The sequence below is a fragment of the Polynucleobacter sp. AM-25C3 genome (genome assembly GCF_018882335.1).
GTDB lineage: Bacteria > Pseudomonadota > Gammaproteobacteria > Burkholderiales > Burkholderiaceae > Polynucleobacter.
Map to the genome: position 1 here is coordinate 1 of NZ_JACVOS010000018.1, position 22,286 is coordinate 22,286.

The following is a 22,286-nucleotide window of genomic DNA, read 5'->3' on the forward strand; positions in this document are numbered from 1 at the left end:
AATATATCCACTACTACAACCATGATCGAATCAAACAAAAACTAAAGGGATTGAGCCCAGTGCAATACCGAACTCAATCCCTTCTGGTAACCTAATCAAACTGTCCAACTTTTGTGGGTCAGTTCATACATCAGCGAGGCTCTCAATCAAACTGAGTCATGCGGCCGATCGCACGGCAAGCAAAACTAAGGTGTAATCACAATTGCACCAGAAACTTTTCTTCCTTCTGCCGCTTTATGCGCTTCAGCAGCATGCTCAAGCGTAAATTTGGCGCCGATCTGTACTTTCACTCGACCCTGGGCAATCGCATCAAATACCGCGCGGGCATTTTCTTGAAGCAGCTCAGGGGTCGCGTTATGCGGGAATACTGAAGGCCTGGTTAGGAAGAGGCAACCCTTCTTATTCAGAATCTCCGGTTGAATTTCTGGGGCTGGGCCAGAAGCTGCACCAAACAAAGCTACCGTGCCAAACGGAGCGGCACAGTCAAGCGACCCCAAGAAAGTAGTTTTAGCGACAGAGTCATAAACCACATTCGCTTTGCGACCGCCAGTTGCCTTCATGACTTCTTCAGTCCAATTTGGCTTTGAGTAATCCACCACCGCATCGCAACCAGCCTCTTTTGCTGCTGCGAATTTCGCTTCAGAGCCTACAGTACCAACTACAAATGTGCCCAAAGACTTTGCCCATCCAGCCAAGATTTGACCAACACCTCCAGCGGCAGCATGAACTAAAACGACATCACCAGCTTTTACTTTGTATGTTTTTTGAAGCAAGTATTGCGCAGTCATTGCCTTGAAGAACACTGCAGCAGCGACTTCGTCAGAGACGGTATCTGGAACTGCTACCAACTTGTCTACCGCAACATTACGTGCACTAGCATAAGCACCGATACCAGCATTCATATACATCACACGATCGCCCACCTTAAATCGAGTAACGCCCTCACCCAGAGCCTCGACCACGCCAACGGCCTCATGACCTAAGCCTGTCGGCAATTCCAATGGGTAAACACCGGAGCGCTGGTACACATCAATAAAGTTAAAGCCGATAGCCGTTTGACGAAGTTGCACTTCACCCTTAGCCGGAGCTGGCAGTTCTTTATCAATTAACTGAATCACATCGGCATTGCCGAGTTCCGAAAGACTAACAATTCGAGCAGTTGTCACAAGTCACCTTATTATTTTTAGATAAAAAATTATCTTACCGCAAGCGAGGAAGATGCAATCTCTTCTTCCTCAATTACAGCCCATGCACTATCCCCAAGCTTTTTTACCGCCATGGAATAGGTCCAAGAAACAGGAACGCCACAACTCCACTGGTCAGGGCCATTCTGAATTAATACATTCGCACCAATGCGACTATCAAAATAGAGATGGTATGTTTTGCCATGGAGGGGATTAAAACTAAATTTGGCGCTATGGACCATTTCAGTAGCATCCAATCTGGCCTGAAGTGTGCGCGCCTGCTTCATTAATACTTCGGCTTGCTCCATGATGCGATCGTATTCCAGCTTTGCATTTTGGCGAGCAACATTGACAGCCTTATCCTTCTCCTCTAAGACCTTGATGGGCGCAAATACGGGCGCGCCCACTTCCATGGGATATTCAATGCCAGCATGCCGTGCTGGATCAGTGTCTTCTATTCTCATCGCAATTTTGAACCCGCTAATTTATCTAGCGAAAGTGTGACACAAATTCACAGAATGCGTTGTTAGCGCTAGTAGCCAGGATGGGGACGCCATAGAGAATCTAAATCCCGCAAAAGTCCTTTTGCATGATCCTGAATAGCCTGCTGATCCGCATCGCTAATTCGGGATAAATTGGCAGTCATCAAACGGGTGCGAGGACTTGCTTCAAATTGAGGGCGATGCTTAATCAAAAAGTTCCAATACAGGTTAGTCATCGGGCAAGCGCCCTCCCCAAACCGGATATCCGACTGATATTGGCAAGACCCGCAATAGTTACTCATTCGCTTAATGTAGGCGCCACTAGCAATATAGGGCTTACTGGTAAAGCGCCCACCACTCGCAAACAAGGCCATGCCAGCCGTATTGGGTAACTCTACCCACTCAATGGCATCAATATAAATAGCCAAGTACCAGTCACATACGTCTTTGGGCAGAATTTCTGCGAGCAATGCAAAATTACCAGTCACCATTAAGCGCTGAATATGATGCGCATAGCCATACTCCAGGGTTTGCCCAATCGCTTCCTGCATGCACTTCATATTGGTTTTGCCAGTCCAGTACCAAGCAGGCAATTTGTTCTGATGGTCGTAAAAATTATCGAGCGCCATTTGCGGCATATCGAGGCAATACATCCCGCGAACAAATTCTCGCCAACCTACAATTTGACGAATGAAGCCTTCCACTGTCGCGAGCTCTAAGTCATACCTTTTCCAAGCGGCCAATACTGCATCAACCACTTCTCTTGGATTGAGTAGCTTGAGATTTAGAGCACTAGAAAGTAACGAGTGCCATCCAAAAGGAGTATCAGTCCACATCGCATCTTCATAAATGCCAAAAGTTGCTAAGCGATGCTCTACAAATCCGTCTAGAGCCTGAAGCGCTTGACGGCGCGTCACCGGCCACTGAAAGTGGGCAAGCGAACCAGGATGATCTGAATAGCCAGCCTCAACCTCAGCCAATACTGTTTTAGTAATGTCATCTGGCTCAAATAATTCTGGAGGGGGAATCAACCCAGGCCCTTTTTTCGGAAAAGGCTTTCGATTATCTCGATCGAAGTTCCACTGCCCACCCTCCGGATTACCATCTTGATCGATCAAAATGCCGTGGGTCTTGCGCATGAGTCGGTAAAAATACTCAAGGCGTAATTCTTTCTTACCAGCAACCCAGTTTTTAAATTCTTGATGGGTGCAGTAGAAATGCTTATCTGGCCGCATTTCCAGAACAATATTGAGCTCTGTAGCCAAATCTTCAATACCCTTTTTGAGACGCCACTCCCCAGGCTCTACACAGATCAGATGCGTAAATTTTCCACTAAGGAGTCTACCCCTAACTTCCTCGACAATCGTTTTGGGTGACTGCTGGATATACACGAGGGTAAGACCAAGATTCTTGAGGTGCTCAGCAAAGTGACGCATTGCCGATAAAAATAAAGCGATGCGCGCTTTATGAGACCAAACATGCTGAGCCTCGTGGGCTGACTCAACCATCAGCACCTCGTCCACCTCAATACGAATACCCCTTAAAGCGTCGCTATCGGCATCAAGCTGATCGCCCAAAATCAATATGAGCTTTTTCAAGCTTGATCCCTCTTTAAATACGAGGCTCCAGGCCTCCTATTGACCATGCCTTAGCGCTTATAAAAGCTCAAGGTCACTTCCCCCAAATCAATTCCAAATTTACTCATCTTGGCTTTATTGATCATCACCTTAGGAGTCAACAGATACATCCAGTCATCAAATTGCACGTGATAAATCGTGCCGTCTACCGGCAAGGCTAGGGTGTAGCTCCAATTGAGCGCATTACCCGCTGACTCTCCTATTGCATCCCCCACAACATCATCCGCCCTTCCAATAAACTTACCTGGAGAAGTTTCAGTCAAAGTCCAAATGCGCTTTTGTTTTGTACCATCTGAGTATTCGAAGCTTTCATCTAGGACGCCAGTTTTCTTACCATCGACCACTGACCACTTGGCAACCATGAGCACCGTAAATCGTTTTTGAACATGACCACTTCGATCAGTGAAGATTCCGTAAGCATCGATCGTGCCATTGAAGTATTCACTGAGATCCAAATTGGGCTTCTCATTAGCGTACTGCGTGACCGAAGGTGAAGAGCAGGCAAATAGGCAAGTCATAACTAAACCTACAACAATATATTTTGCAGCGATATAAGTTCTACGCATTTAACATACTCCAGAGATAAGTGGTGGCGGGCAACCCTGACCAAGTAAATCAGCCCTGAGTTTGGGTACGCTAGTTTTTGAATCTAACCAGATACCAAAAAATGCTTTTGCAAAATCGGCACTCTGGATTTGGGATATTTTTTTACCTTCATAAAAAAAGCTAGTGCCCTGCTTAGGTATATAGATGGCAGTAATCGTCTGACCAGGCTCTACATTAGGAAAGGTATTTGCCAGCTCTTTACCCCAAGATGTGGCTTGGGCTTCAGCTATACCTAGATTTTTCATTTCATCAACCGTGCGATTGGCGATTGCCTCTCCAGAGAATGATTTTTGATACCTGAGTTCTAGAGCAAATTCTTGAGAATCTTTTGTCGCGCCACGATACAGATTGGCATCGTAAACATGAAACCCCCAAAAGTTAAGCCTGCCAAGGCCCTGCAATTGAATTTGGCCCATCATACTTTTAATGTGCGGCGGCTCTTTTGCAACACCCTGGGAAGCTGCCAAACTGAAAGCTAAGGCTAGTACCAGCATATAAGCGCTTCTCATATCCTCTAACCTGCTCTCTTATTTACCAAGCGCAGGGCAAGCGGTCCCAGCAGTGCTGAAATTGCATGCCGGTGTCTTGCAAAGAATCGATAGCCCACATTCCAAGCTGGCTTGAGTGCTGGTCTAGAAAAAAGCCATGCGAGTTTAGGAAGCTTTGCTCGGCTATAGGCCGCAGAAAATACTTCTACGCCTTGAATCAGCTCGCCATCTTCGTATTGCGCACACATCGAAGCCAAGGCTTGGTTGCAGGAGACGCCAACTCTTTCAGGTGAGTATTGCTCAGAATTAATGTCAACAAAACTGAGTAGCCCCGCTTGATTGCGCCCAGAGAGAAATTGAATTTCTGCCTGACATAAAGGGCAAAGCCCGTCATAGAACATGGTCAGCTTTTTCATGGGTCTACTTTTGCTTGTACTGAGTTGCACAGTAGGCGCGGGTAACCAACTTACTACGCAAAGCTACATGCTTGGTTAATCTGCCGGTCACTCGCTTACGCCACAATTCAAAGGAGCTTCGTTTAAGCTCTTTTCTCATTAAAGCAATGACTTGCGGCTCAGAATACCCAAAAGTAGTCTCAATTGCATCGAAAGGAGTGCGGTCCTCCCAAGCCATCTCAATTAATCTAGAGAAATCAGCTTCGGATAGAGCTTGGGGTAAGCGAGTCGTCATCAAGCAAGTTTAAGACTTATTCAATAAACTGGCTGAGACCCCATTTATTGATCTCATCCATGCCATTAGTCTCACATCCCTTTCGCGCACTGGTGATCGGTTCCTCCGGAACCATTGGCTCAGCCTTTGTTGAGTTGCTGGAAGGCGATCCTTTATGTGTAACAGTTCAAGGCATCCACCGGAACTCCACCAGTCCGATTGATTACCAGGATTTCAGCACTATCGAAGCTGCTGCTAGCGCGCTTTCAGGAGGGGCAACATTCCAACTCATCATCAACACCATTGGCATACTGCACTCTGCCGAATGGATGCCCGAGAAAAAGCTAGATGATCTCAATCCAGCGCAATTGCAAAAACTCATGCAGGTTAATGCGATAGGCCCCGCCCTCACCCTCAAGTATTTCTCTAAACTACTAGACCCCGCCGGATCCGTCATGGCAACACTATCGGCCAAAGTAGGCAGCATTGAAGATAATCGGCTCGGAGGCTGGTATAGCTACCGCGCCTCTAAAGCTGCTCTCAATATGCTGATCAAGACTACAGCCATTGAGCTTGCTCGCACCAAACCAAACACTGCTTTGATCGCACTGCATCCTGGGACAGTCAATTCTCGATTGTCGCAACCCTTTAAAGGCCAGCAAATCGGTCGCCCTCCTCTCAATGCCGCACAAGACATGCTCAAGGTCTTACTCTCTTTAAATAAAGAAGATTCAGGAACGTTTATTAGCTATGCTGGCGAAAGACTCCCCTGGTAAATATAGAAAGCCTGTATGCAAGATGACATCACCTTGAATGTATTGGGGCAGCCTCTAGTGCCCTGCTCTTTTGATCCTTTAACGGGGTTCTTTCGGGATGGTTGCTGTAAAACCGATGAAGAGGACGCAGGAAGTCATCTTCTCTGCGCAGTAATCAGCAATGATTTTCTGCAATTTAGTCTCCAGCGTGGAAACGATCTCATCACCCCAAGACCAGAATATCAATTCCTAGGCTTAATTGCGGGAGATCAGTGGTGTCTTTGCCTCAATCGCTGGATTGAAGCGCTGGAAGCGAACTGCGCACCCCTGGTCAAACTGGAGAGCACGAATCGGAAGGCCTTGGAAACAGTGTCGATAGAACTGCTTGAGCAATACGCTTACGAGGCGGAAATATAAAATCTACTAATCAGGGGTGACTGCCGATTTCTTAAGGCGGCAAACATCCGAACAGTATTTAATAGATTCCCAATTTTTAGCCCACGACTTTCTCCAAGCCATCTCCCTGCCGCAAGTCACGCATAACTTGCTCGGCAAAAAAGATTTATTACCCTTGAACCCGGATTTTTCTGACTTGCTCATACCCAACCATTAAAAAACAACTAGACTCCTCATCATGAGACAGTTGCGAGATCATCATTGAAAGCATTTTACGCTGACCACTATGTTTTACCACTTCCTCCTGGACACCGCTTTCCAATGGAGAAGTATGGGAAATTGCGAGACCTAGTCTCACAATTGGATGGCATTCAACTTGAGAACGCACCCATTGTCACTGATACTCAAATACTCTATGCACATGATGCGAGCTATCTCATCAAGGTTTTACAAGGAAGCCTCAGCCCAGAAGAGCAACGGGAGATTGGATTCCCTTGGAGTCCGCAAATGGTGGAGCGCTCCCGCAGGTCAGCTGGGGCAACATTAGCAGCTGCCAAGCTTGCACTCAAAGAAGGAATAGCTGCAAATTTAGCTGGAGGTACACACCACGCCTATCGCAATAAAGGCAGCGGATTCTGCGTCTTCAATGACTCTGCAATCGCGGCACGTGCACTTCAGAAAGAGATTAATCCAAAGTTGAAAGTGGCCGTCATTGACTTGGATGTTCATCAGGGTAACGGCACCGCCTCCATTCTAGAAAACGACCCTTCCATCTTCACCCTCTCTATTCATGGGGAAAATAACTTTCCATTTACAAAGGAAGTAAGTGATCTTGATATTGGCTTGATAGATGGCACTGGGGATGAAGCCTATTTAGCAGCACTCCATCAAGGCCTAGAAATACTAGATCAACAATTCAAACCCGACTTCATTGTTTATTTAGCCGGCGCTGATCCTCATGAAGGCGATCGCTTGGGAAAATTAAGCATCAGCAAAGATGGCATGCGCCAGCGGGACGAATATGTATTCCAGTACGGCTTAGATCGCCAGATTCCCATCGCATTTAGCATGGCTGGTGGTTACGGGAAAGAAATTGAATCAACAGTAGATATTCATCTACAAACAATCCAAACCGCACTACGCTATCAACAAAAATATCTGTGAATTACTTTTTCTTTGTCGGTAGAGTGCTTAAGGTTTTAGCATCATTCAGTTGCTGATCCACTAAATACAATGTGCCACCGTAGTTTGCCTGCAGATCGTAGCCAGATAAACCAACTGTGTAGATCGTAATATAAGGATTAAAGGATCGAATAGTTCCACCAGAGCCAGCAGAAAAGTTGGCATCTACATCCATGCCACCGCGCTGCCCATCTATTGAAGTGAGTAAGAACTGATCAATGGCATCGGTGTTTTTAAAGATGATGACTTGATATTGATCTTGATAGCCAGCGCCAATACCTTCGCCTGTTTTCATGGCCTCCATAAAAACAGGCTCCGAACGACGCTTATCAAATAACACGCCCTCACCTCTAGCTAAAACCAATAAAACAACATTGACGTTTGTCGTACTAAAGACGGCATATCCTGGAGCAGCCTCGATATCTTTTTTGATCGCAGGATTTTGTTTAATTAAGGCCGCCAAACCCGTTTTTGACATCGCTAAAGTAGCCTGGCGTTTTTGCAAAATTTCCCGCTCAGTTAAGGGCTTTCCATCACCTCCCGTCGACTGACAACCGGTAAGCATTAGTGCAAAAAGGAACATGATGAATTTTGAAAGAAAAGGCATGATTTCCTAAAGAAGGTGAAAAGTAAGGCCTAAAACTAATTAAGCCAGATCAATATTGAAGCCTGAAGATTATTAGGCAATAGAGATGGAATTCATATTTTATATGGATTAAAGAGGTATTTTTTATAAGCAGTGATGGTTAATCCCTAGTTGATTTGCCCTCTATTTGCGCATTAGGTGGACCTTCAAAAGCCAAATTCACCCTAAAATACGAGCGCTATGTATCGCATTCGAACCGCCCTACTCTTCTTAGTCTTAACCAGACCATTTCTGGCGTGGGCCATTGATTTGCAGCCAAACGATATTGTTGCTCCGCCCCCAGATATCAATGCCATCACGATTAGCTATTTCAATACGGAAAATTCTACCGCCTATGTGAATGGTTCAGTTAAAGCAACTCCAGCTATTTATGCGAACCCAGTCATTGATACTCAACTCGCCATCCTGCGCGGCGCTAGAACATATACACTTGGTGAACTTCCCGCAGTGTCTTATATTCAACTGCCCTATGGAACAATGAGGCCAGCCGGCTCTCTTGCTGCCCAACCTAGCGATACCGGAATTGGTGATCTCACTATTGCGACAGCGATTTGGCCATACGCCGATAAAGTAAATAGAACCTATGTTGGGGTAGCTGCTTATTTCATAAGCCCCACCGGCAGCTATTCCAGTCAGAGAGCGTTCAACCTTGGCGAGAACCGTTTTAGATCAGACCTTCAGATCGGATTTCAAACCCCTATTACGAAGAGTGTTGATGGCATGGTTGCCGTAGATACCATGTGGTTTGGTGGCAATGGTCAGTGCGGAGTAGCATGCACAGGCGGAGCTACCATCGCCTCCTTAACTCAAAAGCCCCTCACTACCACTCAGCTCGGCCCCATTTGGCGAATTAACCAAATATTTACCGTAGGTGCATCGTATTTTTATGTTGCAGGCGGGGCGACAAGCATTAACAACAACTACCGAAATAACGTAGTCAATACCCAGCGATTTTTATTAAGCAGCCAAGCACATACACCTATTGGTCGAATCTCATTGCAATACGGTCGGGATATGGAAATCAAGAATGGATTTGTGCAAACACGCGTATTGGCAGTCCGACTGATGAAAGATTTTTAAGCCACATAAATCAGTCCGATAGATCAAGCAGCAAGGAGCAGCGCTGTATTACTTATATTGCTTCGTCTGGTTCGTCCTATAGACAGTCCAGTATTTCTGCATCTCAATAAATAAGAATGAGGCCGACCAAGTGATCAGCATAAATCCGGTAAGCGCTTCCACCCCCGTCAAGTACCTCAAGTAGCCCTGAGCCACAATCTCGCCATAACCTAAAGTGGTAAATGTCACGAATGACAAATAAGCGCAGTCAAGCAAGATGCCGTCAGCAGAAAGATTGCCTACGAGACCCCCCATGACGGGAAATTGCAAAGTGAAGTAGTAACCTAAAGCAAAAAGCCAGATCTCCAGAACGTGTGCCATAAAGACAGCGCCCACACCTATGAGAACCCTAAAGCGAGGTGCAATGTGCGCTACTCTGGGGAGATTTTTATCTAACTGAAACAGGACCTCGTAATGCAACAAGATCGCCGTAAGCGCTAATGATCCATTGATGAGAAAGGCAGTAATGAGCAACATAGTGAAATTATCCCCCATTTTTAGGGGGATAAATAATCAACCAGTAATTACCGTGTCACCTTTTAAGGCGTCTACTTTGGCAAAGTATTTTTTAGCATAAGCCAGCAACTGTCCATCAGTAGGATGGTCTACAGTCTCAATACCCACCACCTTGTCAGCAGTCAAATGATCATGCTTAGTGGCATGTTTCATGAGCTCTAATTTAGCAGAGCCTGGCCCTACAATCAAAATCTCTTTAGATTCTTTAACCGCTTGAATCACTTCATGTAAATAGTGTTGATCTGGGGCAGCTTGTGCGCCACTTACAGAACCACTCTTATGATGAATATTTTTATGGGTAGATCTTGTCTTAATCACTTCACTCTCACTCGCGGTGGGATTGAAATAAATTACATGCGCTTCTTGATGGTCAATCCAAATAACTGAGTGATTAAATGACATATTTTCTCTTTCTAATTAAAAAACGGAATACAAAATACAATAAAAATGATTAATCCAAGATTAGATCATGACTGAATAGATGAACGGCGCCATCTATAGCGTGGCCATTCAAAATCTTCTGCTCGGCTATCGAGAGCAATTTGAGTTGATGATTTTTAAATAGTTGCAATGCATTTGTCTCAACGCCATCAACATCTAAGTCTTGTAAGGCTTCGTAGCTAAAACTGCATTTCAGAGGCTTACCATCAAGTATGGCTGGATAGGAGACATCGCCATTCTCCAAAAGGGAGGCAGGACCAACAAATTCAAGCTTCATGGGGAACTCACTTTATATAAGAATAATCAAATGGCATTAATATTTTGATCTCATTTGTTTAGATGCACTTGATATGAATCAATATACCAGCACCTCTTTGAAAATGAGGTATCAAATTAAATCAGGCTATTTTTCCGAGTGGATAAGAAATTCTGAGCTGTTCTGGGTAGATGTATATCGTGAACTTTGCTTAATCGGCTAGATTGCCTTAATAACTCCTCTGAAGAGATATCTAAGGCTGCACCATTACAGACAAACAAAATCTGATTCATGCGGTCATCCTCCATCACCAAGACAGAAGGATGCTCAAAGATACGATCGATTCTTTCCTGATACACCTGATTTAGCCCTGCCGCTCCAGAGAAGTTAATGACTAGGACTCCATTGGGGTTTAAACAGGCTAAGCAACTGGCATAAAAATCTTCGCTACACAGTTGGGCTGCCTGCCCTAGCTTGGTATACCCATCAACCAGCAATACGTCAAACTTCTCATCAGCGCCGCGCAAATAAGCCGCACCATCGGCCTCAAGAACCTGAAAGTGCACGCTATTCTCTGGAACATGGAATTTGCCTTTAAGCGCGATGACCTTAGGATTGTTCTCCATTACCACGATGGATGAGTCTGGCAAGTAATGGTGGCAATACTTAGCAAGAGAGCCGCCACCCAATCCGATCATGGCAATCCTTTTGGGGTCGGCATTAAAAAGCAAGAAGCCCATCATCGTTTCGGTATAGCTCACCACTAAACGAATGGGCGACTGCATATCCATTAAGCTCTGAGTCGATTCGCTATCAAAATACAGCGCCTTGAACTTATTGCTTTCTACGATATAGGGCTCACCCTGCGTACCGTCAAATTTTTCTTTTAGCTTAGACAGCCCTTCTTTAAAGAGTTGGATACCAGAGGGGTTCAATGCTGATTTAGTCTGAGCCATATCCCTAGAATTGTAAGGCTCGTTAAGACACTTATTCCCCGACATTCTTTCGACTACTCAGGCGAGAGTATTTGTTTTCACCCCAGAGGGATAGATAGCGAGCAGCAATATTTACAAGATACTTCGGAATCAATTTAGAACTTGAAGGTCACAGCCACTTGCGGGCCAAACATCGTCGTTTTTTGCGTCACTCCGCCATCCTTCATGTCGTAGTAAAGCGCACGATAAGTCAAGGAGGCATCAATCAAGCTGCCAAATGTCTTACCTACACCTGCCATTGCCTGCCAAGTTAAGTTGGTAGTACCACCACCGCTACCAATATCGCCATAGAACGGCAGATACCAAGTGGAATCTGCAATGCGATAACGGCCTTTTGCACCAACAATGGGATCCAAGGTAGAAGTAGTCTTGGAAGCAGTTCCAACCCCGTTCACTTGCAATGTTGCTGTCGCGTAGATTGCACGGGCACCAAGTAAGGCGTCTACATAAACATCCTTAGTACTAGCAACGGTATAGGTAGCAGCACCGGTTAATACCGTCTGCTGAAGGGTAATTTTATCGCCAATAGTTGCAGTCCCGCCTTGAACTGGAATCGCCCCACTATGCTGCAATGTAGCGGACACCAGATCACCCATCAGACCCCAGCTGCCCTTATGCGCCTCAGCAGAAATCATGCCGCCAGACTTCAGATTGCTAACAATATTATTGGATGTAAAGTCAGCCGACTTGGCAAGCCCACTATCAAGGCCAAGAGTGGCTTTAATGCCAGGAGCCCAGAGGTATGGAGTCACTTCAAAACGCCACGCTTCAGAAACTTTGGGAATGGGACTGAGATCATCTGCCGCTTGAGCCAAACCCATCGACCCCATTAATGTCGATGTCAAAACTAATGCTAAAAAGATTTTCTTGTTCATAAGGATACTGTGAAGATTCTGTTGATAGTGAGCTTGGGCTAGTAAGACTTAAAAAAATTAATTGACCTGAATTGTTGCTAAAGGCTTATCCAACTTGATGTACTTAATTTCTTTGGCATTGACATCCATTTTCTTCATATCAAATGAATAGATGTTGGTAGTCTCAAACATCTTGAGGTTATAGGTCATATTTTTGTTATCGGCTACAACTGACCACTCAGTAACTTCAATGCCACCAGCACCGCCGCCATAAGCATTTGTAGCGGGTAGACTAATTGCACCCGGTGGAATATCAAAGCTACCCAAGATATGCCAAGCAGTATTATTTTGTTGAGCTGTTGAATAGGTAGCAGGTACAGATTTTGTCAAAAATAATGCACGAATAAAACGGCTAGGGCTCAGGTAATCTCCCGGCAGACCATGTAGTCCACTACCCGAACTTGGCGGCGCATAAGTAGCGCCATTGATCACCATGGGATTCTTCTCGATATTGGTCAAGTTTGCATAATTGCCAATATTATTGAGTTGATCTCTAAATGCAGGATCATTAGTCATCACGCCAGCAGGATTATCGGTAATCACCAACTCGCCCTTGAGGTACTCAATCACAATACTTTTACCTTTGGCATCATGCAATGTCATGCGTACCGGCGCAGATTGATTGTTATAAGCAGGAATCGTAGAGCGATTGATTTTGATCTTCTGAAATCCCGCTTTAACCTCTTCTACCGTAGAAAAATTCGTTAAGGCATACATCAACATCTGGATAGACGCGATGCTACTAGCAGAATCTGCTGGCGCCACGACTTGGTAGACGGCCGTATTAGGTGCGTTGAGTAAACCACCAACCAAACCTTTCTCATTCATCCCATCCACGAGGATGGGCATACCTAAACCATTCATGCCGGCGGCGGCGTACTTGCTGGTCCAATTCAAACCAGTGCCAGGCTTGCCATCCACCCCTACTCCAGGCATCGGTAAATTTCTAGGAATGACCGTCAGCTGTGATTTCAGCGGTAAACCAAACTCCATCGTGCGGCCATATACAAACCCGCCATCATTACCTTTTAATAAAAAACTAGTACAGGCATTACCTGCGATTGGCGAGAATGCTAATGCAGCTGATATCGAAGCAACCATCATTCGTTTCATCATTTTTTTATTCATTTTCATCTCCCAGGTTAATACATTGATATTCGTTTTTAATCGGTTTTTATATTCGAGCTTGCTTGATGGATATTAGCAATATTTATGAATATAAACTGCAAATTTCCAATTACAAAACAGATGGCGTCACCAACAAAAAGGCCTCGCTTGCGAGCGCCCTCGGAGAGAGGTAAACCGACCCAACCCTCCCCGTAATTACCTCTTTCCCTTGCTTGACAAATTATAGAGAAATATGAAAATCAGAACGGTAATGTGCGATATACCTAATTGTGGTGCTTTTAAAGGGCATTGCCCGTAAACACGCCCTAATTAGATGGCTTTAATACCTCCACAGTGTTATTTTTTCATTATGTAATTCATTCCATGCGGACACCAATTTTAAGATAGCCTCATTTCATGAAAAATCCATTAAAAGCCCTTTTACTAAGCTCTTTAGCAACCGCCTCCCTACTCCCCTGCTTTGCCCCAAGCGTTTATGCGAAAGAGCAAGCCGATATTGTCTTTATTAATGGTCAGATTGAAACGCTGAATAATCGACAGCCACGCGCCAATGCTGTTGCAGTAAAAAACGAAAAATTTATTGCCGTAGGAACTGACCAAAATATTAAATCTTATATAGGACCAGACACCAAGGTTGTAAACCTTAAACAACAATTAGCGGTACCCGGCTTTGTTGATGCCCACACCCACCCAATGGAAACCATTTGGCTTAAAGAAGTTTGGGTAGATGCTCGCTACCCAGGCACCCCCTCGGTGAAACAAGCATTGCTCAATATTGCCGCTCGCATCAAGACAACACCAAAAGATCAGTGGGTGTATGTAGCCGGCGTATCCGCCAGTGAAAATAAGTTCTCTGAAAAGCGCCTGCCCACTAAAGCAGAGTTAGACGAAGTGGCGCCAAATAATCCCGTCATCATGTCCAATGGTGCGCATATGGCCATAGCCAATAGTGCCGCCCTTGCAAAAATGGGGATCAAAAAGGGAGTTACAAAGCTTCCTCATGGGGCTGGCGTACTTGCGGGCAAGGATGGGGAGCCTAACGGCGTGATTACCGATGGCATGGGTGACATTCCAGGCAGCCCCACTCCGCAAGAAATTGCTCGTTACTATGCAAGTGATATCGCTAAGTTTTGGAACTCTTATGGATTCACTTCAGTGATGGCCATCACTCCAGCTGCTGCGATGCCAGTAATGCAAAGCGTATCTCTCAGTACCCCAACCCCCAATATTCGATATACGGCATCAGTTTGGGCGGCGCCCAATGGCGCAGGTATGCCTAAAGATTTAAGTGTTTTTGAAATGCCGTCCAAGGCCAATCCTGCTTATTACCGCTTCAGCGCAATTAAGGCGTGGGTTGATGGTGAGAATGATTGCCGCACCGGCTATATGTATGAGCCCTATGTAGGGGTTATGGATACGGATCCTCCGGGAGGCAAAGGCACCCTGGTAACCGATCAAGCCTTAGCCAATCAATTTTCTACATTGGCGAATCAAAATAAAAAAGTGAGCATGTTGCATTGCTCTGGGGATGCGGCTATCGATATCGGCTTAAATGCTTACGAATCCTTATCGAAAAATCAAAGTGGCAATACCATTAAACGCATTGAGCACTTTGGTATGTTTCAGCTAAGCCCAGAGCAATTAAAAAGAGGGCAAGCACTTAAGAAATACGACTTTCATTTTTCTGTGCAACCAATCTGGCTACTTGAGCTAGTGAATGCCGACTATGAAAATATGGGGGTAGCGCGCGCAAAGACTGGCTACCAATTCAAAACCTTAATTAATGCAGGGCTAGAGCCTGCCGCTAGCACCGACATGACCGGCATCTATCTTGGCAATATCGATCCATTCAGAGCAATGTACGCAACCGTCACTAGGCAATCCGATATGGGAATCTTTGAACCTCAAGAAGCCATCTCCGTTCGAGATGCATTGAGAATGTGGACCATCTGGCCAGCTAAAGCTATTGGTGAAGATAAAGAAAAGGGGAGTATTGAGGTGGGTAAGTATGCCGATATGACCGTCCTCTCTGACAATCTCTTCAAAATATCCAAGGAAAAAATCAAGGACGTGAAAGCCTCAAAGACAGTCGTTGGCGGTAGAGTCGTATACGAGTCAAACTAAGTCTGGAGCTAAAGACTCACATTGGGAGTCAGGTAGATCTCACGAAGTTTCTTTTGCTGAGCGGTATTGATATTCAACCCCTCTGAAAAATAGCGCTCGATTGTTCCATAACGGCGATGCATTTCATTAAATGCCGCATCCAAATACGAATGCTTAACCCCAAAGATGGCGATCGGAATAGCTGCATCTCCGCCTTTCGCCACAAATTCATCAATCGCCTTTTGATGAAAAGGCAATAAATAGTCATTACTCTTCAGATAATCTTCGTAGACCTTGTCTTTAGGGACTCCGAGTAAAGTCAGCAGAGAGGCGGCGGCCCACCCAGTCCTGTCTTTCCCGTTGGTGCAATGAAAGACATTCGGAGATGTTGCTGAAGTGGATAGAGCAAGAAAGAGGGATCGGTATGACTTATTTGCGCTTGGTAAAACGATCAATCCTTGGTAAATCTTCATAAACATAGCGTCGACACCGGCCACACCGCCTAACTTTTCATTAGCTACTTTCGGGTCTTGAAAAATCCTAGCAATCTCATTGGGAGGCATTGCTAAGCCAGCCTCATCGGCCAATACATCAAGGTGTATGTAACGCACGCTTGATGGAACGATATCTGGCTCGACCGCATCTCGGCCGTCGTCCTTAGGTCATAGTCTTCCTTTAACTTCAGAGGCTCAATTTTGACCAAGGCATCTGAAGTCATTGGATTAAAAGCATTTGATCTATAGGTCACCCTTTTTTTAACAACTAAGCCTTCCGCTGTCTTGTATCCACCAATATCTCTCAGGTTGGGTAGGGAACGAATGTCAAGATACGTGCCCAAACTTTGTCCCGGCTGCAAACCCTCAGAAGGCGCTTGAGCTAAAGCAAATGTTCCAAGGGATAAGGCTATTAAAGAAAATAAGCACCTTACAAAAGTGCGCTTCAATTGATGGCGACCCATACTGGGAAGCAATCTAAATCTAGGAATAGTGATAGTTCTCATGTGGGGAATTGCTTCTTCAATGCACTGACCATTTGCGGACTCAATGATTTAAGCAGTTCGGCGTTATAAGAAGCGGAATATGGAACTCCCTCAACATTGCCATAGCGAATGGAGCTATCAATAGCGCCATTTTGTGTGCGTGTAGGATCCATAGACGATACCGGGATGACCCCAAATGCACGCTCTACATTGGGCGTATTTGGACGCATGTCGTTTTGAATGATTTGTTGGGCCGCAATAGCCATGCGCCTGCCACTTTCAGCCGGCGTGCCTTCACGAACTGCGGGATCAACATTTACAGCCACGATGGAGATACTGTAATCACTATTGAGGTATACCTGCAGCGTACGAAATTGCTGTGGGAAGTCATGCAAAGAGCTGGTTTCAATTTGCCAAAATCCTTGCTCTATAGGAGCGCCCTGCGGCGCCTTAAATGCTTTCACCGCATTGACATGGCGATGGCCTGCCAATAGACAGATTACCTGACTATTGGCCTGAATTTCTGAAACCAAATCAGCAAGGGTTATCGCATTTTGCAGTTGAGCATTGGGGTCGCGCGTAGATTCCCACCACTCCATCTCACTGCCTATTGGGGCCACAGCAATCGGAATATGAGAGGCAATGATGACCAACTCCTGACGCTGCTTGGCTAAGCTCAACTGCGAGCGTAACCATTTGACACGAGTGGCGCTTAAATAACCATGGCCGTGAATATCATGACTACCATCCTGTGGATCCTGAATATTATCCAAAACAATCATACGCAACGGTATTCCTGCCTTTGGTAGAAAGCTGTAACAAGAAAATCCTGGCTCTTCCATCGCATACTTGGGATCGACTAAATTAAAGCCATGACCCTTGGGAATGGAGTTGGTGTTAAAGAACTCCGCAATCCATTCTTTTTTGGTGAGAGAGCGGCGATTGAGATTGGGTAAATTCAAGGGTGGCTTTGTAAATGCGCCGACAGGCCCTGCATGAATGATTTTTCCATATTCAGATGCGCCATCAATCGTACCCATGCAATAGTCCCGGGACTTTAAGCTCACGCTGGTATCAAATAGACACGGAAAATGTGGGAAATCTTTCATAGGCTTGAGCACATCTCCGATAGCCCAAATCTGATTATTGGTATATGAATCCCGCAACTTGAGGCTGGGATCAGCATCAACAGCTACGCTCCCAATCATAAATAAATCATGATTGCCATTGACTTGGTACCAAGGAATTTGGGGCAGTAAACCTGCGGCCTTAAAGGGACGCTGGTAGGAAATGATATCTTGCGTAACATCTCCACTGGTGTTGGGATAGATCACTTTGCCATCGAAAACATCGAGGTACCAGCGGGTTTCGTTGTATTGAGTGGAGTTACAGGTATCCCCCAACGACAAACCAAAGTCAAATGCATGACTTGGATGCAAGGCATTCACCGTCTGAATTGCTGCATCAAATACTTGGGTGGTAGTTAACATTGTTGGTGAATAGATGGACGTCATTGGTGCACCAAACTCAGGATCCAATTGCTGAATTGCAATGAGCTGATTGCCCGCTTGCTTATCCGTTAGATGAATATCACTCACCGTGAAAAATGAGCTTAAGCGATGCAGTCGCTTGATATTGTCAGCCTGATAAGCTTCTGGCATTAAATCAAATCGACGCTCGATCGGCAGACCGGACCCATAGGCATAGTTACCGTAACCGTACTTGCCATATTGATCTACGCGATGCAATTCAGTTGCTGTCAGTCCTTTTTCAGAGCCGGGAGTTTTAAGCAATTCCGGTACAGGGAATGCCAGCATCCGATCTTCCGTCGTCTTCACGACGCTATCAATGGGGTATGTAGCCTGCGCTAGAAGCCTCTCAGCCAAACTCCAACCCGAGTAAGACAGGGCAATACTTCCGATGGAGTACTTAATGAATGAGCGACGCGAAAAATAATAAGTCGCCTCACTCCCATCTTCAGAAGAGGGGGCTTGGGATGAAAGTAGATTTTTATTCATTAGGCTTGCTCTTTAACCAACATTAACACTTCTAATGGCTATATTGATTAAATTACACCACTGAACACGCACTCAATTTAATTTAATTTAGTTATGGCAATAATATTGTGAATATTTCTCCGTCTATCACAATGTGGCAACCTTAAATTAAGGGCTCGATGCCCGGGGAGTTAATCTCCGAAGGTAATCTTGCAAAAATTGTAAACGTCAGCAGCACACCATTACGTCAGGCGCTTCAACAACTACAACATGGTGGATTTATTAAAGCTATACCTAAAATTGGATGGCAAATTGCGCCTTTAGACTTTGATAAGCTTGATGAGATGTATGGCTTTCGCATCTTAATTGAGTTAAATGCTGTTAAAGCTCTTTGCAACACCAATCGAGACGATCAAATCTTTAAGGATTTGCAGAAAATCTGGCTAACTCCTAAATCAAAGCGCAGTTTCAATACTTTAGATATTGGAATACTCGATGAGCAATTTCACAGTTCATTGGTTAAGGCGTCAGGAAATGAAGAGATGCTAAAGACGCATTCTGAAATCACTGAACGCATCAAGATTGTTCGAAGACTAGATTTCACGAAAAGTGATCGTATCAATAGCACTTACGATGAGCATGGTCAAATTATTAAGGCCATTTTGGCAGGTAGAGTCGCTGAGGCTCAAAGATTGCTAAAAGCACACATTGAACAAAGCAAGATTGAAGTAAGGAAAATTACCCTAGGAATGTTGCAAGATGCCAGAAAGCAAGCGACTGGTTGATTGCTTCTCTGAAATACTCATATCCAAGGATGCTGAGAGCAGACATCCAAAGAAAACACTAGGATTTCAAGAGATTACGTCTCCGGTTTATCGGTATGCGAGCTTTTATGTAACTAATTTTGCAAAAGTAAAGGACTTTGGAGTAATGGCCTAAATACCGCTTGCCCCAAATTACTCAATCTAGCAAATGCCCCGTTTTCACAAAGATCGTGCAACCCTCTTTGCTGAAAGGCTGATGCAGACTCATATGGGGACTTCTGATCCAAGATCCTGCTGGGTATCGACCATGTTCATCCTCAAACACGCCGTCAATTACAAAGATTTCCTCGCCGCCATAATGCTTGTGAGGATTGAAATAGGTTTGAGGCGACCAACGAACTAAAGTTGATCCGCTACCCTGCTGCATGAGCGGCATGACTGTAAGTCCTAAAACCATGCCCTGATACCAAGGCGCTTTTGTAGTGTCAATAATCTCTCGTTGGAGCTGATCTGGGCCGAGGTGCCTTAGCTTCACGAAAAGCGTACAGCCAGAATCGCTAAATGGCGTATGCGATGAGCCTGGTGGATTCATGATGTATGTACCAGCCGAATAGTCGCCAGTTTCATCACTAAATACACCTTCTAAAACGAAAATCTCTTCACCAAACTCATGGGTATGAGTTTGAAATTTGGACCCTGGTTGATAGCGAACAATCGAGGTTGCTTTTGCCACCTCATCGCCAACTCGATCGAGCATTCGTCTTTCAATCCCTAGTTCAGGACTCGAGATCCAAGGCAAGTCATGGTGATTAATCACAACCCGCTGACTGTAATTGGCATTGATATTCATATATTGCAATCCAAATCTTTAAACTCTTGAGCAAGCATAACAATTAAAGTGAATATTTTCTTAAAAACTCCCACCATTATTGATGAGGATTTGCTTTTCTGGTGGGCCCACTAGGACTTGAACCTGGGGCCAAAGGATTCCAGTTTATGTAGCCTTCACTACCCTCTGGACTATACCTTCACCATAATTCATGAGTATCTAGGTGGGGATAAATTTTCATCATTGCTTTACGCCCCTGGGTAGCCCTCTTTTCCCACCCGGGCCCTCTGGATAGTGCATCTCTCCAGGCATCCTTAACCAATTCCCCATTACCTGTATCTAATAGCGCCTTAATAATCGAAGCAGCCTGACCTAAATCCTTGCCTGCCTTAACTCTTTCTGTGACTGGGCGCTCTCCATAAACAATCAACTTATGAACTGCATATCTTTGGGGTGCTGGAATATTAACGAGACAAGCGCCACCCTTAGATAGCAGCACTGTTTGCGTAGTCTCAATGAGGGAATATTCCATAAATTTAAGACACTCTAAAGCTAGCCCTAAATCAGGCAAAACAACGGTCTTGCCATCGCGCGTTTTAGATGTAACGAAATCCAATCGTAACTCAGGATCTTTTGGGTTTCTATACTGGGCGCCAGTTTTTCCGGAAAACTCAGCAATTGGTAAGAGCCCCATCTCTAAGGATGTCAAAGCGTCATGTACAGATAGTTTCAAGTTTGCACCTAATGCCACCGATACATTCTTGCCAGCATGTGCGAAATCTACATCCATCGTTTTATTGGATGATGTCCACTTCACTCCCAGCATATTCCCCATAGCTAAAAATGCATGGGTTCCAATTAATATTCCGCCAGCCCTAAAGAATCCATACTGACCTAAACGATTAATCACGCGAAAATGTTTAGTTAAGGTAGTCATACAACCCAAGGCAATTGTCGATTTAGTCTGGGCTTGAATTATTTCAGATCCAGATTCTGCTTTACTAGCTTTCGCCTTCTCAATTAGCTGACTTACCCTCTCATCTTCTGGCCCAACATAGGCCATGCGTTGGGTGCCATCCATATCTCGAAAGTTGTAATAGATATATGGATTTCCTCTTTTAATGAGGCGCTGAAAGGACCCAGGAAGCGCGCTCAACTCACCAATATTTTGAGTCTGCAATTGATCCTGTAGTTCCGCATAGGCAGTCTGGGCACCAAGCGAAAGATCTTTATATAGTTCCATTTTCGGAATGTTACTAGACAATTAATTATTTGTCTAGTAACAAGATTTACCTATTAAAAACAGGGGTCAATTTAGCCAAACGAAAGTATGACTAATTTTGGGATAGTTGCGGGGTTTAATGGAGGGTTATAGAGGGCTGAGCGTTACTTAAAGTAACGCTTGGGTCTATCGGTTTTAATACAATTTAAATACTTGATATTACATATGGTAAAAAGTAAGGCAAACTGAGACTTAATCAAGAGGCACTTTCCAATGTTTTATTTACACTGCTCAAAACAATTATTAGATCGGGTATCTTCAGGCGTCCACGAACCCGCTGGGAAGGGAGACAATATTTTAGGTAATTGGTATGCTAAGGCAATATTTTCAAAACCCCAGGTGGTCTTGTTTATAAATGAAAGAACCCTACTACCAGTTTTGATGCCTCTAGCCCCGGCATTGAACCTAGTAGAGCGATTCCCGCAATACCTATTTAAGATCCTGCTTTCTCAAGGTGTAAGTGAATCTTTTATGCAACAGGAATTAGATCATCTTGATAAGGTGGTTTATTGCAAATCAACTAATCGCAGCATCATTGGTATTTTGAATATGTTCACCTATCACCTAGAAGGCTATCAGTCCATGCATTATGCAGATGATTGCTACTCACTCTCAATGATGATGGCCGATACTCCCTGTGGACCACTTTACAAAAGTACAATCACACCTGGTAATGCTCTTAGGGAATTCGCTCTGAGCGGACAAATTCACTGATTAAATCGCTACCAATATCCTGCATAAGCGTTACTTAATTTAATGCTAAAAAAATACCAACCCGAAGGTTGGTATTTTGTACGACTCGATACATAGTTAACACTTTATACCGGACACATACTTTACAGTTTTTGGCATAGGAGGGACCTTACTATGCCGTGGAATGAAAGTACGAAGATGGATGAAAAGCTCAAGTTTGTATCT

The 22,286-nt window shown here is 44.7% G+C and carries 26 protein-coding genes and 1 pseudogene; 8 read left to right on the plus strand and 19 right to left on the minus strand.

Translation table 11 applies throughout. The features are described from left to right. Positions 1-95, plus strand: a 95-nt coding sequence (locus ICN12_RS10190) for an IS3 family transposase (RefSeq protein ID WP_216217838.1), incomplete at its 5' end; no start/stop codon positions are given. A 90-nt stretch (positions 96-185) separates the two neighbouring features. Here the strand turns inward: ICN12_RS10190 and ICN12_RS10195 are convergent. From ICN12_RS10195 to ICN12_RS10225, 7 genes are all read right to left on the minus strand, one after another. Beyond that, entirely contained in the window at positions 186-1,166 is a 981-nt protein-coding gene (locus ICN12_RS10195) for a quinone oxidoreductase family protein (RefSeq protein WP_216272398.1), read from the minus strand. Positions 1,167-1,195: 29 nt separating this feature from the next. Beyond that, a complete protein-coding gene (locus ICN12_RS10200; RefSeq protein WP_216272399.1) occupies positions 1,196-1,648 on the minus strand; it encodes a DUF2452 domain-containing protein in 453 nt (150 codons plus the stop codon). 68 nt (positions 1,649-1,716) lie between these two features. Further along, positions 1,717-3,264: a cryptochrome/photolyase family protein gene (locus ICN12_RS10205; RefSeq protein ID WP_216272400.1), complete on the minus strand. Its 1,548-nt coding sequence runs from the start codon at positions 3,262-3,264 to the stop codon at positions 1,717-1,719. Positions 3,265-3,314: 50 nt separating this feature from the next. Beyond that, complete coding sequence (locus ICN12_RS10210; protein ID WP_216272401.1) at positions 3,315-3,869, minus strand: DUF3833 domain-containing protein; 555 nt, start codon at positions 3,867-3,869, stop codon at positions 3,315-3,317. Further along, positions 3,870-4,418: a chalcone isomerase family protein gene (locus ICN12_RS10215; protein ID WP_216272402.1), complete on the minus strand. Its 549-nt coding sequence runs from the start codon at positions 4,416-4,418 to the stop codon at positions 3,870-3,872. Between the two features lie 5 nt (positions 4,419-4,423). Continuing rightward, positions 4,424-4,813 (minus strand): thiol-disulfide oxidoreductase DCC family protein, encoded by a 390-nt coding sequence (locus tag ICN12_RS10220; RefSeq protein ID WP_216272403.1) that lies wholly within the window; start codon positions 4,811-4,813, stop codon positions 4,424-4,426. A gap of 4 nt (positions 4,814-4,817) precedes the next feature. Then, the gene (locus tag ICN12_RS10225; RefSeq protein ID WP_216272404.1) at positions 4,818-5,087 is read right to left on the minus strand and encodes a TIGR03643 family protein; all 270 of its coding nucleotides are present in this window, start codon (positions 5,085-5,087) and stop codon (positions 4,818-4,820) included. 59 nt (positions 5,088-5,146) lie between these two features. Between ICN12_RS10225 and ICN12_RS10230 the strand changes: the two genes are divergently transcribed. Both ICN12_RS10230 and ICN12_RS10235 read left to right on the plus strand, forming a co-directional pair. Next, entirely contained in the window at positions 5,147-5,842 is a 696-nt protein-coding gene (locus tag ICN12_RS10230) for an SDR family NAD(P)-dependent oxidoreductase (protein WP_216272405.1), read from the plus strand. A 15-nt stretch (positions 5,843-5,857) separates the two neighbouring features. Further along, complete coding sequence (locus tag ICN12_RS10235) at positions 5,858-6,238, plus strand: DUF2237 family protein (RefSeq protein WP_216272406.1); 381 nt, start codon at positions 5,858-5,860, stop codon at positions 6,236-6,238. A 6-nt stretch (positions 6,239-6,244) separates the two neighbouring features. On the opposite strand, the gene ICN12_RS10240 is transcribed toward ICN12_RS10235, so the two are convergent. Continuing rightward, positions 6,245-6,421 (minus strand): DUF2256 domain-containing protein, encoded by a 177-nt coding sequence (locus ICN12_RS10240; protein ID WP_216272407.1) that lies wholly within the window; start codon positions 6,419-6,421, stop codon positions 6,245-6,247. 57 nt (positions 6,422-6,478) lie between these two features. On the opposite strand from ICN12_RS10240, the gene ICN12_RS10245 reads away from it, so the two are divergent. Next, positions 6,479-7,381 carry a histone deacetylase family protein gene (locus tag ICN12_RS10245; RefSeq protein ID WP_216272408.1) on the plus strand — a complete coding sequence of 301 codons (903 nt, stop codon included), beginning with the start codon at positions 6,479-6,481 and terminating at the stop codon, positions 7,379-7,381. Position 7,382: 1 nt separating this feature from the next. Here the strand turns inward: ICN12_RS10245 and ICN12_RS10250 are convergent, their stop codons facing one another. After that, positions 7,383-8,006, minus strand: coding sequence for a lipid-binding SYLF domain-containing protein (locus ICN12_RS10250; protein ID WP_216272409.1), 624 nt, complete (start codon positions 8,004-8,006; stop codon positions 7,383-7,385). Positions 8,007-8,225: 219 nt separating this feature from the next. On the opposite strand from ICN12_RS10250, the gene ICN12_RS10255 reads away from it, so the two are divergent. Beyond that, entirely contained in the window at positions 8,226-9,125 is a 900-nt protein-coding gene (locus ICN12_RS10255) for a transporter (protein WP_216272410.1), read from the plus strand. Between the two features lie 48 nt (positions 9,126-9,173). Here the strand turns inward: ICN12_RS10255 and ICN12_RS10260 are convergent, their stop codons facing one another. The 6 genes from ICN12_RS10260 to ICN12_RS10285 form a co-directional block, all read right to left on the minus strand. Then, positions 9,174-9,641, minus strand: coding sequence for a potassium channel family protein (locus ICN12_RS10260; protein ID WP_216272411.1), 468 nt, complete (start codon positions 9,639-9,641; stop codon positions 9,174-9,176). Between the two features lie 36 nt (positions 9,642-9,677). Further along, positions 9,678-10,082 carry a translational machinery protein gene (locus ICN12_RS10265; protein WP_216272412.1) on the minus strand — a complete coding sequence of 135 codons (405 nt, stop codon included), beginning with the start codon at positions 10,080-10,082 and terminating at the stop codon, positions 9,678-9,680. A 49-nt stretch (positions 10,083-10,131) separates the two neighbouring features. Then, positions 10,132-10,398, minus strand: coding sequence for a DUF1488 family protein (locus ICN12_RS10270; RefSeq protein WP_216272413.1), 267 nt, complete (start codon positions 10,396-10,398; stop codon positions 10,132-10,134). Positions 10,399-10,514: 116 nt separating this feature from the next. Then, the gene (locus tag ICN12_RS10275) at positions 10,515-11,333 is read right to left on the minus strand and encodes a spermine/spermidine synthase domain-containing protein (protein WP_216272414.1); all 819 of its coding nucleotides are present in this window, start codon (positions 11,331-11,333) and stop codon (positions 10,515-10,517) included. A gap of 134 nt (positions 11,334-11,467) precedes the next feature. Continuing rightward, positions 11,468-12,247 carry a hypothetical protein gene (locus ICN12_RS10280; protein ID WP_216272415.1) on the minus strand — a complete coding sequence of 260 codons (780 nt, stop codon included), beginning with the start codon at positions 12,245-12,247 and terminating at the stop codon, positions 11,468-11,470. A gap of 57 nt (positions 12,248-12,304) precedes the next feature. Further along, on the minus strand, positions 12,305-13,414 hold the full coding sequence (locus ICN12_RS10285; protein WP_216272416.1) for a linear amide C-N hydrolase: 1,110 nt from the start codon (positions 13,412-13,414) through the stop codon (positions 12,305-12,307). A 396-nt stretch (positions 13,415-13,810) separates the two neighbouring features. On the opposite strand from ICN12_RS10285, the gene ICN12_RS10290 reads away from it, so the two are divergent. Continuing rightward, entirely contained in the window at positions 13,811-15,538 is a 1,728-nt protein-coding gene (locus tag ICN12_RS10290; protein ID WP_216272417.1) for an amidohydrolase, read from the plus strand. Between the two features lie 8 nt (positions 15,539-15,546). Here ICN12_RS10290 and ICN12_RS11030 read toward each other — a convergent pair. Together ICN12_RS11030 and ICN12_RS10305 are read right to left on the minus strand one after the other, a co-directional pair. Continuing rightward, positions 15,547-16,517, minus strand: a pseudogene (locus ICN12_RS11030) (tyrosine-protein phosphatase). Continuing rightward, entirely contained in the window at positions 16,514-18,514 is a 2,001-nt protein-coding gene (locus ICN12_RS10305) for a TIGR03768 family metallophosphoesterase (RefSeq protein WP_216272420.1), read from the minus strand. The pseudogene ICN12_RS11030 and the gene ICN12_RS10305 overlap by 4 nt, the downstream one beginning before the upstream one ends. Before the next feature lie 158 nt (positions 18,515-18,672). Here ICN12_RS10305 and ICN12_RS10310 point away from each other — a divergent pair, with 158 nt between their 5' ends. After that, entirely contained in the window at positions 18,673-19,278 is a 606-nt protein-coding gene (locus tag ICN12_RS10310) for a GntR family transcriptional regulator (RefSeq protein WP_216272421.1), read from the plus strand. Positions 19,279-19,453: 175 nt separating this feature from the next. Here ICN12_RS10310 and ICN12_RS10315 read toward each other — a convergent pair whose 3' ends face one another. Both ICN12_RS10315 and ICN12_RS10320 read right to left on the minus strand, forming a co-directional pair. Continuing rightward, positions 19,454-20,107 carry a cupin domain-containing protein gene (locus ICN12_RS10315; protein WP_216272422.1) on the minus strand — a complete coding sequence of 218 codons (654 nt, stop codon included), beginning with the start codon at positions 20,105-20,107 and terminating at the stop codon, positions 19,454-19,456. Positions 20,108-20,285: 178 nt separating this feature from the next. Further along, positions 20,286-21,329 (minus strand): GSU2403 family nucleotidyltransferase fold protein, encoded by a 1,044-nt coding sequence (locus ICN12_RS10320; RefSeq protein WP_216272423.1) that lies wholly within the window; start codon positions 21,327-21,329, stop codon positions 20,286-20,288. A 252-nt stretch (positions 21,330-21,581) separates the two neighbouring features. On the opposite strand from ICN12_RS10320, the gene ICN12_RS10325 reads away from it, so the two are divergent. Then, on the plus strand, positions 21,582-22,082 hold the full coding sequence (locus tag ICN12_RS10325; RefSeq protein ID WP_216272424.1) for a DUF6933 domain-containing protein: 501 nt from the start codon (positions 21,582-21,584) through the stop codon (positions 22,080-22,082). Positions 22,083-22,286 lie beyond the last annotated feature (204 nt).